Origin of the sequence: Pseudomonas sp. Ps21-P2, assembly GCF_039672565.1 — a bacterium.
Taxonomy (GTDB): domain Bacteria; phylum Pseudomonadota; class Gammaproteobacteria; order Pseudomonadales; family Pseudomonadaceae; genus Aquipseudomonas.
Genome location: NZ_JBDFPL010000001.1, coordinates 221,916 through 237,634 on the forward strand (window position 1 = coordinate 221,916; position 15,719 = coordinate 237,634).

The following is a 15,719-nucleotide window of genomic DNA, read 5'->3' on the forward strand; positions in this document are numbered from 1 at the left end:
GCTGTCATGAAGGACTCCTTGTCGCGATGGCCGTTGTCGCGCTGGCAGATCAACCGCTTCCCACATGCTGCGCGGGCGCGCAGCAAGCGGTTGTTTCCAGGGGTGCGGTGAAACTTACTTCTGCGGCGGCAAGTCGTTGGCAATCATCTCGCCGAACGGGCCGGTGAGGTTGGTGATGCCTCGGCCTGCCAGGCTGCGATAGGGCTCCGGCAACAGCGGGAACACCAGCTCGGCGAAGCGATAGGCTTCTTCCAGGTGCGGGTAGCCGGAGAAGATGAAGCTTTCGATGCCCAGGTCTGCGTATTCCTTGATCCGCGCGGCGACTTCCTGGGGATTGCCCACCAGCGCTGTGCCCGCACCGCCCCGTACCAGGCCGACGCCGGCCCACAGGTTCGGGGCGATTTCCAGGTTGTCGCGACGACCGTCGTGCAGCGCGGCCATGCGGCGCTGGCCTTCGGAGTCGAACCGCGAGAAGGATTTCTGCGCGGCGGCGATGGTTTCGTCGCTGATGTGCTCGATCAGGGTGTCCGCAGCTTTCCAGGCTTCTTCGCTGGTCTCGCGGACGATCACGTGCAGACGGATGCCGAATTTGACGGTCCGACCGTTGCGTGCGGCGCGCTCACGCACATCCGCCAGTTTCTCGGCCACGGCGGCAGGGGGCTCGCCCCAGGTGAGATAGACGTCGACCTGCTCGGCGGCCAGTTCGTGGGCTGCCTCGGAGGAACCACCAAAATACAGCGGCGGATAGGGCTTCTGGATCGGCGGGTACAGGGCTTTGGCGTTCTGCACTTTCAGGTGCTTGCCTTCGAAGTCCACGGCTTCGCCCTGCAACACGCGGCGCCAGATCTTCAGGAATTCGTCAGTGACTTCGTAGCGCTCGCTGTGATCGAGGAAGCTGCCGTCGCCACGGTTTTCATCAGGGTCGCCACCGGTCACGACGTTGATCAGCAGGCGTCCACCGGACAAGCGATCCAGCGTCGCGGCCATGCGCGCGGAGACGGTCGGAGAAATGATCCCCGGACGAATCGCCACCAGGTAACGCAAACGCTCGGTCAGCGGCACGAGGGCCGATGCGATCACCCAGGAGTCTTCGCAGGAGCGGCCGGTCGGAATCAGTACGCCGTGGTAACCCAGATCATCGGCGGCCTGGGCGACCTGCTTCAGGTAATTGAGCGTGACCGGGCGCGCGCCCTTGGTCGTGCCCAGGTAATGGCCGTCGCCGTGTGTCGGTAGAAACCAGAAAACATCCATGAGAAATCCTTCGAGCGGAATCGGTGGGCTTGTGACAAGTGCACCCGTTATAAAGGCTCCGATTTATTCCGTAAAAGAACTGAATCCCATATTTTTATAACCGTTAGAGATATGCCCTGTTTGTTTGGATCTGAGAGGGCTAATGCGAATGTTTGAGCGGCGAAGCGCCGGTTGGAGCGCGCGTTGTGGGACCGGCTTTAGCCGGGAAGGCGTCGGGCGTCACCCCGCAGGATTGAGGGTGTTCACGCTGGCCTCTTCCCGGCTGAAGCCGGTCCCACTAAAAAGCACCGCGCAAAAAAACGGGCGCCGAAGCGCCTGAAGGAGAGTACGGGAGACGCTTCGACATCAGAAAATCTGGGTGAACAGCCAGTACAGGCTGCCCGACAACAGGATCGCGGCAGGCAGAGTCAGCACCCATGCCATCGCCAGATTGCGCAGGGTGCGCATCTGCAGGCCGGAGCCGTTGGCGACCATGCTGCCGGCCACGCCCGAGGACAGAACGTGGGTGGTCGAGACCGGCAATCCGTACATGTCCGCCGCGCCAATGGTCAGCATCGCAACGACTTCAGCCGATGCGCCCTGGGCGTAGGTCAGGTGGGTTTTGCCGATCTTTTCCCCGACCGTGATCACGATGCGTTTCCAGCCCACCATGGTGCCCAGGCCCAGCGCGATGGCTACGGCCACCTTGACCCACAGCGGGATGAAGCGCGTCGCGGTATCAATTTGCTCCTTGAACGTGTCGACCTTGGCCTGGGTGTCGGCGTCGAAGTTACCGACCTTGTTCTTGTCCATCACACGGATGGCTTCCGACGTCAGGTACATATCGTTTCGTACGTTGGCCGTGGCTTCAGCTGGCACCTTGGCCAGTGATCCGTAGCTGGCGACCTGATCGCCGATCTTGCCGGCCATCACCGCCAGCGCCGGGATCAAGTCAGGCGTGGCCTGCTTGTCACGGATGTAAGTCGACAGCGTCTGGCGGGAATCGGCCGGCGCGGGCAGCGGCGCCGCTTTGGTCAGGGCCTGTTGGGTAACTTGGGCGACTGCAGCGAACTGCACCGATTGATCGGCCGGCATGGCGCGGTTCAGCGCGTAAGCCATGGGCAGCGTTCCCACCAGAATCAGCATGATCAGACCCATGCCTTTCTGGCCGTCGTTCGAGCCGTGGGCGAAGGAAACGCCGGTGCAGGTCAGGATCAACAGACCACGAATCCAGATCGGCGGCGGCTTGTTGCCTTCCGGCGCTTTGTACAGCGCGCGGTTCTTCACGAACATGCGCAGCGCCATCAGCAACAGTGCGGCGCAGGTGAAGCCCACCAGCGGCGAGAGCAGCAGCGAATAACCGACCTTGGTCGCCTGGGACCAGTCCACGCCGCTGGTGCCGTCGCGGCCATGCATCAACGCGTTGGCAATGCCGACGCCGATGATCGAACCGATCAGCGTGTGGGAAGACGAGGCCGGCAGACCCAGCCACCAAGTGCCGAGGTTCCACAGGATCGCGGCGATGAGCAGGGCGAAGATCATCGCGTAACCCGCCGATGAACCGACCTGCAGGATCAGTTCGACCGGCAGCAGGGCAATGATGCCGAACGCCACCGCGCCGCTGGAAAACAGCACGCCCAGAAAGTTGAAGGTTCCTGACCAGACCACGGCGAAGTTCGGCGGCAGAGAGTGGGTGTAGATGACGGTCGCGACGGCGTTGGCGGTGTCGTGGAAACCGTTGACGAACTCAAAGCCCAGCGCGATGACCAATGCCACGCCAAGCAGAATGAACGGCGTCCAGGTCAGCACGACGGTACCCAGATCGTCCATGTCCTGCTTGAGGCTGTAGCCGGTATAGAACAGGCCCAATGCCAGCACAACGAAGAAAATCACCATCGTCGTCATGCCAGGCTTGCGCCCGAATTGAGCACTCAGTCCGGGTCCCTGTTGCAGAGAGCCTTGAGCCAGTGTGGGGGTCGCCATGGGGCACAATCCTGTTGATGAGGGATAATGACCATGATCATTACAAAATGTGACAGAGATGCGACACGGGTCACGTTTTGGGCGGATTTGCTGGGGTTAGGGACCAATGGACACGCCTTAAACGCTGTCGTTAATAATCCCGACTCTTGCGAAACGCCCACCTTCCCGCAATAAACGTAAACGTCGCCACCAGCGCGACCAGCACCCAGAACCCATGGGGATCGGACGCCAGTGGTATACCGCCCACGTTCATGCCGAAGAAACCCGCGACGATGTTGATCGGCAGCGCCAGCACGGTGACGACGGTGAGGGTGAACAGCGTACGGCTGCTCTGTTCGTTAAGGTTGGCGGCGATTTCTTCCTGCAGCAGTTTGATCCGTTCGCCGAGGGCGGTGAGGTCGCTGATCACCAGCGCCGACTCTTCGGTGGATTGCCGCAGTTCTTGCAAATCCTCCTCCAGCAGCCACTGCGGCGGTCGGTGCAGCAGGCGCATCAGCGAGCCGGGTTCAAGGGCCAGCAGCCGTTGCAGGCGCACCAGCACCCGACGCATGGCGCCCAGTTCCGAGCGGTTGTTGCTCAGGCGTTGGGACAGAAGCTGGTCTTCGATTTTGTCGACGCTGATGCTGGTCTTGCGCATGAACTGGCTCAGCACGTCGCTCTGGTCGCGCAGCAGGTGGGCAAGCAGTTCCAGCGGGGAGCGGAAGGTTTCGCCCTGTTTCACCGACGAGCGCAGCCGGTCCACTGAACGCAACGGCTGATGGCGCGCGGAGATCATCAGGTTGCTGCGCACGCAGACCCACAACGTGGCGATGTCGGTGGAGACGCGGTTGAAGTCGAAGACGACGTCGTTGACCACCGCGAGCAGGGCAGAGTCGACGTGTTCGATGCGCGTGGAGCGCGACCCTTCGTGCAGGGCTTCGAGAAACTCGTCAGGCAGGTCGAGGTTGGTTTTCAGCCAGCGTTCGCAGCTGGCGTGGGTCAGGTTCAGGTGCAGCCAGACGAACTCGTCCGGCGCGGTGGGCTGGCGCAGGCATTCAAGCGCCGCCGTCGAATCCAGTTCGCGGCCGGGTTCCTCGGGACGGAAGCGGAACCCGTACAGCAAGCCAAACAGATCGGAGTCCTGATGGTGGGCGATGCGTTGATTCATGAAGGCTCGCAGACGGGAAGTGCCCCGCAGGGCACGAGATCGAAAGCGGCATCATCGCAAGGGGTTTTGACAGTTTTGTGACGGTTTGTGTCGGCCAGTAGTCTTGTTCAGACCATTGACAGGCGCGTCTTGCGCAGGGGCGCCGGCCATGAGGAATCAATCAACAATTCATCCTCGATGGACAGCTCGATCTCAACCGCAGCGGCGTTCAATTCCAGGTGATGGGGCGTGACGGCCTTGGGAATGGCGATCACGCCGTCCTGACGCAGCACCCACGCCAGGCTGATTTGCGCCGTGGTGGCGTCGTGGCGTTCGGCGACTTCAAGGATGGCAGGGTTCATCAGCAAGTTGCCGGCCTGACCGATCGGGCAGTACGCCATCAGCGGCATCCGGGCGGTTTGCATCCAGGGCAGCAGGTCATATTCGATGCCGCGTTCTTCCGGGTTGTACAGCACCTGATTGGTGGCACATCCGCCGCCGAGGCCGAGCTCGTCCAGTTCAAGCAGGTCGGACACATCGAAGTTGGACACGCCCCAGCGGCCGATCTTGCCCGCTTCGCGCAAACGCTCGAAGGCCTCAACGGTTTCTTCCAGCGGGTACTGACCGGCCCAGTGAAGCAAATACAGATCGATGTAGTCGGTCTTCATGCGCTTGAGGCTGCGCTCGCACGCCGCCGGAATGCCCGCGCGGCTGGCATTGTGCGGGTAGACCTTGCTCACCAGCATGACCTCGTCGCGGCGCCCGGCAATGGCCTCGCCGACCACTTCCTCAGCGCCGCCTTCGCCGTACATCTCGGCGGTGTCGATCAGCGTCAGGCCCAGGTCGATGCCCAGTTGCAGCGCCGAGACTTCCGCCTCGAACTGATGGCGGTCCTCACCCATGTGCCAGGTGCCCTGACCGATAACGGGGACGGTTTTGTCTGCCAGTTCAAGCGTGCGCATCGGGGGTGCCTCCGGGCGGATAGGACTGAATGATTAAAACTCAGGCAGTGCTGGCCGGCAGGGGTTCAATCGCAAGCGAATGCGCGGTGCGTGAGTGGGACTGCGTATCTACTGTAGGACCGGCTTCAGCCGGGAAGAGGCCGGTGTGAACGACATCAATCTTGCGGTGTGACGACCGACGCATTCCCGGCTAAAGCCGGTCCCACATTGGTGTTCCCGCCAGTGCCACTGGATGCACGCGGTCAATTAGTGGGACCGGCTTCAGCCGGGAAGAGGCCGGTATGAACGACATCAATTTTGCGGTGTGACCACCGACGCATTCCCGGCTAAAGCCGGTCCCACAAAGAGTTCACGCCCACCCGCGAGAACTTACTTATGCCCGTTCTCCCAACCCCCACCCAGCGCCAGGAACAGGTCGATCTGTCCCATCGCCACCTGGGTGTTCGCCGCCGCCAGTTGCGCGGTGACGTCGGTGTAGGTGCGGGTGGCTTGCAGGTCGGCGAGGAAGGATTCGCGGCCGGCCAGGAAGAACCGGTGCGTCTGGTCCGCCGCCTGTCGCGCCGACTCCTCGGTTTCCACCAGCGCATCGCGACGTTGCAGCAGCGCGGTGTACTGGGACAGACCGGTTTGCGCCTCGCGGATGGCGTTGAGCACCACGCCATCAAAATGCGCCAGCGCCGCCTGATTTGACGCTTCGGCGATGTGAATCCGCGCCCGCGCGCCATTGGACGGGATGGTCCAGTTGATCACCCCGCCAAAGCCCCAACGATTGGTCGACGGATCGCCCAGTTCATCGAGAATCCCCACAGTGCCCACCGTCGCGCCGATGCTGATGTCGGGATACAGCTCGCCCGTCGCCACACCAATGGCCGCCGTCGACATCGCCAGCCGGCGTTCAGCCTGGCGCACATCGGGGCGACGCTTGAGCAGCGCGGCGCCATCGCCCACTGGCATGACCTGGGCAATGTGCGGCAGCTCGGCGCATTCAGCCACCCCGTGGGGCAGCTGATTCAGCGGACGGGCGAGGAGCATCGACAGGCGATACAGCGCCGACTTCTGCGCCGCTTCGTAACGCGGCAAGTCAGCACGCAGCGAGCGGAACTGGGTTTGCGAGCGTGTCACCTGGGTTTCATCGCCGCGGCCGGCGTCGCGCAGGCGTTGGGTCAGGCTCAGGCTCTGCTTTTGCAGGTCAAGTGAATGCAAGGCGATGTTGCGTTCTTCGTTGGCGGCACACACTTGGGTGTACGCGCGAACCACGTCGGCCACCAGCGTGATGCGTGCCGTGTCGGCCGCCGCCTGGGTCGCGTCGGCGTTGGCCTGGGCCGCTTCGATACCGCGCTGCAGCACGCCGAACAGGTCGAACTGATAAGACGTGGTCAGCCCGACATCGCCGACGTTCGCGACCGGTACTTTTTCCGGCAGCAGATAGGCCTGACCGGCTTCCTGCAAGCGCTGCGCCCCGGCTTTGGCCGTGCCGCTCCAGCCACCGGCCGCATCCGCCTCGCTCATCTGAAAGCGCGCCCGTTGCAGGTTTGCCGCCGCGACGCGCAGGTCAGTGCTCGACACCAGCGCCTGACCCACCAGCTCATCGAGTTTCGGGTCGTGATACAGCCGCCACCAGTCAGCCGGTACCGGCGCCGACACCACATTGGTCGACGAACCGGCCAGCTCGCCCTGCAAGTCGGGGCGGTTCACGGCGGCTTTATCGGGCAGCGTGTAATCCGGGCCGACCACGGTGCAAGCCGACAGCAGCAAGCCCATGCTCATGCCCACCGTCAGCAGGCGTGCGCGGTGTTTCATTTCGGCGCTCCTGGCTGGACGGGTTGGTCATTTCCCTGAGCATCTGCGCGGGCGTCATCAATGATCGACACCGTCGCGGTCCGCCCGGCAATCATGCGGAAGTCCGCCGGTACTTCATCAAAGGCGATGCGCACCGGAATCCGCTGGGCCAGACGCACCCAGCTGAAGGCCGGATTGACGTTGGGCAGCAGGTTCGAGCCGCTGCTGCGGTCGCGGTCTTCGATCGCCGCGACAATGCTCACCACATGACCACGCAGGCGCGCGTTGTCGCCGATCACGCGGATGTCCACGCCGGAGCCGATGTGAATCCCGTCCAGCTTGGTTTCTTCAAAGTAGCCGTCGATGTGGAACGAGTTGCTGTCCACCACCGACAGCACCGGGTGCCCGGCGCTGACGAATTCGCGGTCGCGGGGCGCGCGGTCGTTGAGGTAGCCGTCCACCGGGCTGCGGATCACCGAGCGGTCCAGGTTCAGTTGCGCCGAGTCGACCGCCACTTGCGCTTCATTCAGGGCCGACAAAGCACGGGCTTCCTTGGACTGGCTTTCTTCCAGCTGTTCGCGGGCGACCAGATTGCCGAGGCTGCGGTTACGGCGGTTCTCGCGCTGGGCCTGTTCCCAGGTTTCCCTGCGCTCGGCGACCGTGGCCTGGGCCTGGCGCAAGGCGAGGCGGAAGCGGTCTTGGTCGATGGTGAACAGCAACTGGCCTTTCTTGACCAGTTGGTTGTCGCTCACCGCGACCTTCTCGATCAGCCCCGAAACGTCCGGCGCGATCTGGATCACGTCGGCCCGGATGTGCCCGTCGCGGGTCCAGGGCGCGTACATGTAATACATCACCATGCGCCAGACGACGATCGCGGCGAGGGTGACAACCAGCAGGGTCAGGACCACGCGGCCCAGCGTCAGAAGAGGTTTTTTCATTTCATCAGGTATCGACTTAGGGTATCCACGACGCCGAGCAGCAGAGCGTATAGACCGACGTTGAATAAAGCCCGGTGCCAGACCAGGCGGTAGAAGCGGGCGCGCGTCAACATGGCGTGCACCACCAGAAAAATCAGGTAAGCGATGCCCATCAGCACCAGAAAGGTCGGCAGGAAAATCCCGCTGATGTCCACATCACCGATCATAACGGCGCTCCATCGATGCCATAGGGCGGTTGTTCTTCCTGCTCGGCGAGCACATCGACGATCTCCACCCCCGGCAGCAGCGCCAGGCGCAAGCCACTGAGGGCGTGCAGCAGATTCATCCGCGCCGCGTCATCCCCCTCACCATTGAAGGTCAGCGCGCGGCGGGCGCGGTCCATGGTCATCAACAGACCTTTGGGCGCCGGCAAACGCTCCCGGGCTTTCAGGCAGGCGCGGAAATGCGCACCGACTTCGATGGTGACCTGACGCAGCAACTGGCGTGGCACAGGGTCAACCCGCGGCATATACGCCAGCAAATCCAGCATGTTCAGGGCGACCCGTGCTTCACGCAGCGCGCTGGTGGAATCCTGCGCAGTGATCGCCAGGCGCGGAAGATGCTGCATCAGCCGGTCGAGCATGCGCACGCCCATTTGCCGGTGCTCGGCCAAGGTGGCCTCTTCGCTGAGGGAGACGATGTCGCGCCAACTGAAGCGGGTCATGCGCGTGGCCGCCACTTCGGTGCCGAACGGCCTGACGATCAGCGTCCAGACGAAGGCGAAGGCCAGACCCGCCGGCCCGGCCAGGTTGGAATTGACGAAATTCACGAAGTCGGCGTCGTAGGCGCTCTGGATGCTGATAAAGGACGAGGTATTGACGATGGTCAGCAGCGTGCCGAGGTAGAACTTCGGCTGCACGGTGAGGGTGCCAACGCAGATAAACGGCACCGAAAACGCCAGTACCAGCATCGGGAAGTCGTGCAGGTTGGGCAGCACCACGAACAGATAGAGGCTGGCGAAGATCACCGACATCATGGTCCAGAAGAAGAAGCGGTAGATCTGCGGCGCCGGGTCGTCCATCGCCGCGAAGAAGCTGCACGACACCGCCGCCAGCGCCACCGCGCTCGCGCCGTCCTGCCAGCCCAGCATGATCCACAGCACTGACGCGACGATGATGGCGCTGACCGAGGTCGCCACCGAATACAGCATCATCCCGCGGTCGAGGAACGGCGACAGTCGCCCCAGCCGCCAATGGCGGTACACGGCGCGCCATGCCGAGTGGTCGTCAGTCTCGATGGCGTGTTGCAGGCTGCGGCAGTCCTGCCACAAGTCGATCCATTCGCGCAGCCGATACAGCGCGTTCGACAGCAGCAGTTGCCGGCGATCGTCGATCTGCGCGGGTGTCGGTTGCAGGCGGTCGAGCTCGGCGTGCAGCGCTTTCCAATACTTGATCGGCGCGCCTTCGGCGGTCTGCTCGACCCAGTCGCGGCACTCGATCAACAGCGGGGCAAGGTCAGCGACGTGCTCGGGCGAACGCCGCTCCAGCGCCCAGAGTGCATCGTCCAGGGCATCAATCACCGGCAGCAGGTGAATCATCCGGCCGCGCAGCTCTTTGGCGTTGCGCACGGTCTGGCGATGGGCGCCTTCGTGGGGCAACTGGCCGATCATCAGCTCCAGGCTGTTGAAGGTGCCGACCATGGCCGTGCGCAGGCCGCCGACCGGTTCCGGCGTGGCGCTGCGGGAGAGAAATAGATCGCTGTAGGCCGAGGCGTCCTTGAACCACTTGCCCATCGCATCGACCAGCACCGGCGCCAGCCGACGTGGCCAGAACATCGCACCGACCACGGCGGCGCAGACGATGCCGAGAAAGATCTCCTCGGTGCGCGAGACGGCGATGTCGAACACCGCCTGGGGGTTGTCGACCACGGGAAAGGAAATCAGCGGCATGGTGTAGCCCGCCAGCATCAGCGCGTAGCTGTTGGCGGTGCGCAAATGCAGGGACAGAAACAGCAGGGTGCCGGTCCACAGCGCGATGACCACCGCCAGCAAAAACGGCGTCTGCACGAACATCGGCACCAGCACCACCGAAGCGGCGGCGCCGAGCAACGTGCCGGCCGCGCGGTACAGCGCCTTGGAACTGGTCGGCGCCACGAACGGGCTGGAGACGATGTACACCGTCGCCATCGCCCAGTAAGGGCGGGGCAGTTCCATCATCAGCGCGATGTACAACGCCAGCATCGAAGCCGCGAACGTGCGCACGCCGTAGAACCAGTCGCGGCCCGGCGGTACTCCGTCGAAAAAGCCTTTGAACAGGCCGCTCAAGATGACGACTCCGGCGCCATCGGTGTGGCCTGGGCAATGGCGTTGAACACGCGCAACGTCGCCTCAAGATCCGCCGGGTCGACGTGACTGAAGATGTCGCGGCGCAGGCGGATCAGCTCTTCCTCGATGGAATTGGCCAAAGCGCGGCCGGCGTCGGTCAGGCTCAAGGCCTTGGCGCGGCGGTCAGTGGGGTCTTCGGTGCGCTGCACCAGCCCGGCTTTGCACAGTTGATCTAGCAGGCGCACCAGTGACGGGCTTTCCAGCCCGCAGGCCTGGGCCACCGTCACTTGGCGCACGCCCTCACCCAGGCGCGCGATCATCAGCAACGGGCCCGCGCAGGCTTCGCTCACGCCGACGTTCATCAACGTGGTCTGGCAGACGCGGCGCCACTGCCGGGAGGCCGCGACGACGCCGCCGGTGATGCGCATTTGCAGGGTGTCAGGGTTCATGAAAAGGCCATTGGGGCGGTGTGGGTTTGGTTAGGAGCTGAATGATTAGGCGCTGCATTATTAGGCTGCTAACTAATAATATCTTGTTACACCCTGGTCTCGTCAAATGGAATGTGGGCAGACCTGCCCGGCGGATTGTCGCAGCCCGGCGTGTCCGGATTTTCGGTTGAACGGGAGGGACGCGCCAGGCGCTCAGGACCGCGGAGCACGATGGAAGAGGGCACGTGTGAAGGAATTTATCGTACCGTCTGTCGGGTGGGTGCTCGCCAGCTGAACTATTTTTTTGAGGGCCGTCTAAGCGTCCACCAAAAAAATGGCGCCAAATAATTAGCCTTCATCGCCCGGTTTACGCTGGCTGGGCAAATCTGGAAGGCAAAGGGCCACTTTTGCCCAGTGCTGGCATTGTGCTGGCCTTATACGCCTCTTCAGGCGGCTCGGCGGTTTCTTGACTCCGGGGACGACTAAAGATCAAACGGTTCAGCCGATAGCAAAGATGACGGGAACGGCAGTGACAGGCCTGTTCCAGACACCTCCTTTGCTGTGCGCATCGCGCACCATGAGTGCACCATGATTGATCTCGCCATCTGGAATCTTTCTGTACCGGTCGGTATCCCAGCCGCCACCATCGACACGCCAAAACTGGTGGCCGGCTACAAGGATGGTTACTTCCGTTCAGGGGACACTTTGTTCTTCTGGGCACCGGTGACCGGGTCAAGGACTGACAACGCGATCTATCCCCGTACCGAATTGCGTGAGACCTACGCCAACGGTGCGGTGCACAACTGGGTTTACTCCCAGGCGGACAATTTCCTGCGCGCGGCGCTGACCGTGGACCAGGTGCCCTCGACGGGCAAGATCGTCATCGGCCAGATCCACTGCTATGGCAGCACCGAGCCGCTGATCAAGCTTGAGTACCAGTACAAGGAAAAACTCAAGAGCGGCAACATCGTCGTCAAGTTTCGCCTGACGCCGACCTCCGAGCCCGAGGTGATCCAGGTCGCGACCGGCGTGCTGCTCAAGGAGCGCTTCACCTACACCATCCACCTGACCGCCGCCGGCAACCTCACGGTCAACGCCCATGAAATGCAATGGGGCACCAAGCTCGATCCGTCGTGGAGCGGCAAGCCGCTGTACTTCAAGGCCGGCGTGTACACCCAGGACAACACCGGCTACGCCACCGAAGGCGGGGCAGCGACGTTCTACAAACTGCAGGCGACCCACGACAAGAAAGCGTGAGGCTTGGGGCAGACTGCTGTCTCGCCTTAAACACCGCCCTTGTGGGAGCTTGCTCACGAAGACGGTATTTCAACCACTGGATATGTAGTGGATGTACCGGCCCCTTCGTGAGCAAGCTCACTCCCACAGGTCCCGCAGCGTGACCAAGATTCCGAGTCGATCACCGATCCGGTGGGAGCGAGCTTGCTCGCGAAGGCTTACTTTCAGCCGCCGGAGGACGCGACTGAATGCCCCGGCCTCTTCGCGAGCAAGCTCACTCCTACAGGTCCCGCAGTGTGACCAAGATTCCGAGTCGATCACCGATCCCGTGGGAGCGAGCTTGCTCGCGAAGACTTAATTCCAACCACTGAAGATCTAGCGGATGTACCGGCCTCTTCGTGAGCAAGCTCACTCCTCAAGGTCCCGCAGCGTGACCAAAATCCCGAGTCGATCACCGATCCGGTGGGAGCGAGCTTGCTCGCGAAGATTTAATTCCAACCGCTGAAGATCCAGCGGATGTACCGGCCTCTTCGTGAGCAAGCTCACTCCTACAGGTCCCGCAGCGTGACCAAGATTCCGAGTCGATCACCGATCCCGTGGTAGCGAGCTTGCTCGCGATGACTTAATTCCAACCGCTGAAGATCTAGCGGATGTACCGGCCTCTTCGTGAGCAAGCTCACTCCTACAGATCATCCGCCGGCAGGTGACAGTCTGCGCTGCGCGCTATCGTGGAAACACCAGCCCGAAACAGATCCGTCCCGGCGTCGGTTGGTTGACCGTCACTTCGCCGCCATGCAGCTGCATGATCGCGGCGACGATCGCCAGGCCCAGTCCATTGGAGTCGGAGCTCTGGTGGCGTGAGGCATCGCCGCGGTAGAAGCGGTCGAACAGTTTGCCCAGGGTCGCGTCGTCCAGCGTCGGGCCCTGGTTCTCTACTTCGATCCGGCAGTGCCTGGCACTTTCAACCACACGAACATCGATGACGCTGCCTTCATCGGCGTAGCGAATCGCGTTCGCCACCAGATTACTCAGCGCCCTGCGCAGCAACAGGGGATCAGCCTCAATCCGAGCGTCGCCTTCGGTGTGCAGGGCGATGTCCCGTTCTTCCGCCAGCCCTTCGAAATAGCCCGTAACCCGTTGCATCTCGTCCGCCAGGTCCAGCGTCTGGCGATTGAGCGCGGCTTGCGCTTCATCGGCGCGCGCGAGGAACAGGATGCTTTCGACCATCCGCGAGATGCGTTCCAGCTCCTCCAGATTCGAGGCCAGCAACGCCTGATATTCATCTTCCGTACGCGGTTGCCGCAGCGCCACCTGGCAATGCCCCATCAGCGAACCTACTGGCGTGCGGATTTCATGGGCCAGGTCGGCGGAAAACTGCGTCAGCCGCTGATAGCCATCGGCAAGCCGGTCGAGCATCGCGTTGTACGCCTCGCCCAGTTGCTGCAGCTCGACCGGCGTGTCGCGGTTGTCCATGCGGCTGTCCAGTTGCGCCGGGGTGATGGCCGCCGCGTGGCTGGCCATCCTGCGCAGCGGCCGCAGACCCCGGTGCAGCAACATGTAACCCAGCAGCGCGGTGAACACGAACGCCAGCGCCACGGCGAACAGAATGCGGTTACGGAAACCCGCCAGAGTGGCCATCTCCTTGACCGCGATGTGCGCGGCCGTCAGATGCACAATCTTGCCGCCGGACACGGCTTCGACCGTCGCCGCGCGCATCGGCACCCCTGAGTCCAGCATGCCGCTGCGCATGTCGGCCACGCTCAGCGGCCTGTTGGCCTGCACCACCGGCATCTCCGGCAGCGGCGCGTGCAGCGGATTGACCATGATCACCGCCGGCTTGCCCGGCTCGGCGATGATGAAAATGTCGTCCTCGCTGTCGAGCATGTTCTCGAACAGCTGCGGGCTGCTTTGCAGCGTGGTCAGGGTCAGGTCGTACTGCAGCAGTTTGCGAAAGTGGTCCAGCCGCGCCAGCACCGCATGGTCGCTGCGGGTCATGACCGCGCCCTTCATGGTCTCGTAGAGGTACATGCCGGCGCTGGCGACGGCGAGCATGGCCACCACCGAAAACGCCAGGGTCGCGCGCAGGGTCAGGGATGGCTGGCGTCGGGCTCGCATGGCCGCACCTCGCAGACGTAACCGATGCCGCGCACGGTGTGGATGAGTTTGATCGGGTAGGGCGTGTCGACCTTGCTGCGCAGGCGCTTGATCGCCACGTCGACGACGTTGGTGTCGCTGTCGAAATTCATGTCCCACACTTCCGAAGCGATCTGCGCCCTCGACAGCACGTCACCCTCGCGGCGCAGAAACAGATGCAGCAGCGCGAATTCCTTGTTGGTCAGGGTAATGACCTGTTGCTGGCGCGTGACCCGACGGCGCAGCAGGTCGAGTTCCAGATCGGCCAGATGAAAATGATTGGCCTCGCGCACCACGCCGCGACGCAGGATGGTGCGGATGCGCAAGAGCAATTCAGTGAAGGAAAACGGCTTGACCAGGTAATCGTCGGCGCCCAGTTCCAGGCCCCGAATGCGGTCCTGCAACTGATCCCGGGCGGTGAGAAACAGCACCGGCACATCCTGCTTCGCCCGCAGGATTTCGATGATCTGCCAGCCGTCGATGCCGGGCAGCATGACGTCGAGCACCAGCAAATCGTAGCTGTGCTCAAGGGCCATGTGCAGGCCGTCGGTGCCGTGCTGGGTCCAGTCGACTTTGTAACCGGACTCGGTAAGACCTTTCTTCAGGTACTCGCCGGTCTTGGTGTCGTCTTCGATAAGCAGAATGTGCATCGTCGGTCAGGCTCGCTTCACGTCATTGGCAGCGTCGCCGGCGTGGGGTGTCGGATGATTCATCAGATTGGGTCAGAACAGGCGCGAGGGGCTGCAGGCCGCGCCGGATGTGGAGTGTAACCAACGGATGGCGCGCGGTCGGTTACATTTTTGTCATTGATCGGCGTCGTGACGAACCTGCCGCCCGAATGACAAAAATGTAATCGGGCGGTCATTGTCGGGTGCCGGTTACGGGTACAGGATGGTGGTCATGCAACACATGACGTTCAGCTTCAACTTTCCCAACTGCCTGAAGGAATCCACCGATGAAGATGAAGATAGCCCTGACCACTACGTTCGGCATGCTCATGCTCAGCGCCGCCGTCATGGCCTCTGCCGCCGGCATGGCGGCGGGTGACATGCCTGTGGTCAAGCCACTGCGCGGGACGGTCGACAGCGTCGACAGCAACACCCTGAATTTCACCACCCGTTCCGGCGCCCATCAGAGCATCGGCCTGACCGACAAGACCGGCATCCGTCTGGTCTCCAAGACTGACATCGCATCGATCAAAGCGGACAGCTTCATCGGTTCCGCCGCGACCCCACAGGCCGACGGCACGCTGAAAGCCCTGGAAGTGACGGTGTTCGAACCCAGCCTGAAAGGCAGCGGTGAAGGCCACTACGGTTGGGAAAACGCGGACGGCAGCACCGGCACCATGACCAATGGCACCGTTGGCAAGCTGAGCGGCAAGGCCAACGGTCGTACCTTGAGCGTCGGCTACAAAGGCGGCGAGAAGCAGCTGGTCGTGCCGGAAGACGTGCCCATTGCCTACGTGCAGCCGGGCAAGGTCGATGAGCTGGTCAAGGGCGCGAAAATCGTCGTGTTCCCGGGCGAAGACGGCAAGACCGCACGCGGTGTCGCGGTCGGCAAAGACGGCTTCCAGCCGCCGATGTAAGCGGGTTGCGGCGTCTC

Annotated in this window: 13 protein-coding genes; 2 read left to right on the forward strand and 11 right to left on the reverse strand. The window is 62.7% G+C overall.

Features of this window, described 5'->3' with window-relative positions:
* Window positions 1-114 precede the first annotated feature (114 nt).
* The 9 genes from ssuD to ABEH28_RS00995 form a co-directional block, all read right to left on the reverse strand.
* Entirely contained in the window at window positions 115-1,251 is a 1,137-nt protein-coding gene (ssuD, locus tag ABEH28_RS00955) for an FMNH2-dependent alkanesulfonate monooxygenase (protein WP_192174231.1), read from the reverse strand.
* 345 nt (window positions 1,252-1,596) lie between these two features.
* Complete coding sequence (locus tag ABEH28_RS00960) at window positions 1,597-3,213, reverse strand: inorganic phosphate transporter (RefSeq protein WP_346628811.1); 1,617 nt, start codon at window positions 3,211-3,213, stop codon at window positions 1,597-1,599.
* A 130-nt stretch (window positions 3,214-3,343) separates the two neighbouring features.
* Window positions 3,344-4,360 carry a transporter gene (locus ABEH28_RS00965; RefSeq protein WP_346628812.1) on the reverse strand — a complete coding sequence of 339 codons (1,017 nt, stop codon included), beginning with the start codon at window positions 4,358-4,360 and terminating at the stop codon, window positions 3,344-3,346.
* 107 nt (window positions 4,361-4,467) lie between these two features.
* The gene (locus ABEH28_RS00970) at window positions 4,468-5,301 is read right to left on the reverse strand and encodes an aldo/keto reductase (RefSeq protein ID WP_346628813.1); all 834 of its coding nucleotides are present in this window, start codon (window positions 5,299-5,301) and stop codon (window positions 4,468-4,470) included.
* 369 nt (window positions 5,302-5,670) lie between these two features.
* Window positions 5,671-7,101, reverse strand: coding sequence for a TolC family protein (locus tag ABEH28_RS00975; protein WP_346628814.1), 1,431 nt, complete (start codon window positions 7,099-7,101; stop codon window positions 5,671-5,673).
* Entirely contained in the window at window positions 7,098-8,018 is a 921-nt protein-coding gene (locus tag ABEH28_RS00980; RefSeq protein ID WP_346628815.1) for an HlyD family secretion protein, read from the reverse strand. The genes ABEH28_RS00975 and ABEH28_RS00980 overlap by 4 nt, the downstream gene beginning before the upstream one ends.
* Window positions 8,015-8,224 (reverse strand): DUF1656 domain-containing protein, encoded by a 210-nt coding sequence (locus ABEH28_RS00985; RefSeq protein WP_346628816.1) that lies wholly within the window; start codon window positions 8,222-8,224, stop codon window positions 8,015-8,017. Before ABEH28_RS00985 ends, ABEH28_RS00980 begins: the two co-directional genes overlap by 4 nt.
* Window positions 8,221-10,311, reverse strand: coding sequence for an FUSC family protein (locus tag ABEH28_RS00990; protein ID WP_346629178.1), 2,091 nt, complete (start codon window positions 10,309-10,311; stop codon window positions 8,221-8,223). Before ABEH28_RS00990 ends, ABEH28_RS00985 begins: the two co-directional genes overlap by 4 nt.
* A gap of 5 nt (window positions 10,312-10,316) precedes the next feature.
* Window positions 10,317-10,769 carry a MarR family transcriptional regulator gene (locus ABEH28_RS00995; protein WP_192174237.1) on the reverse strand — a complete coding sequence of 151 codons (453 nt, stop codon included), beginning with the start codon at window positions 10,767-10,769 and terminating at the stop codon, window positions 10,317-10,319.
* 567 nt (window positions 10,770-11,336) lie between these two features.
* Between ABEH28_RS00995 and ABEH28_RS01000 the strand changes: the two genes are divergently transcribed.
* Window positions 11,337-12,005: a polysaccharide lyase family 7 protein gene (locus ABEH28_RS01000; RefSeq protein ID WP_192174238.1), complete on the forward strand. Its 669-nt coding sequence runs from the start codon at window positions 11,337-11,339 to the stop codon at window positions 12,003-12,005.
* A gap of 702 nt (window positions 12,006-12,707) precedes the next feature.
* On the opposite strand, the gene ABEH28_RS01005 is transcribed toward ABEH28_RS01000, so the two are convergent.
* Window positions 12,708-14,099, reverse strand: coding sequence for a heavy metal sensor histidine kinase (locus ABEH28_RS01005; RefSeq protein ID WP_346628817.1), 1,392 nt, complete (start codon window positions 14,097-14,099; stop codon window positions 12,708-12,710).
* The gene (locus tag ABEH28_RS01010; RefSeq protein ID WP_346628818.1) at window positions 14,072-14,767 is read right to left on the reverse strand and encodes a heavy metal response regulator transcription factor; all 696 of its coding nucleotides are present in this window, start codon (window positions 14,765-14,767) and stop codon (window positions 14,072-14,074) included. The genes ABEH28_RS01005 and ABEH28_RS01010 overlap by 28 nt, the downstream gene beginning before the upstream one ends.
* 311 nt (window positions 14,768-15,078) lie before the next feature.
* Between ABEH28_RS01010 and ABEH28_RS01015 the strand changes: the two genes are divergently transcribed.
* Window positions 15,079-15,702 carry a hypothetical protein gene (locus tag ABEH28_RS01015; protein WP_346629179.1) on the forward strand — a complete coding sequence of 208 codons (624 nt, stop codon included), beginning with the start codon at window positions 15,079-15,081 and terminating at the stop codon, window positions 15,700-15,702.
* Window positions 15,703-15,719 lie beyond the last annotated feature (17 nt).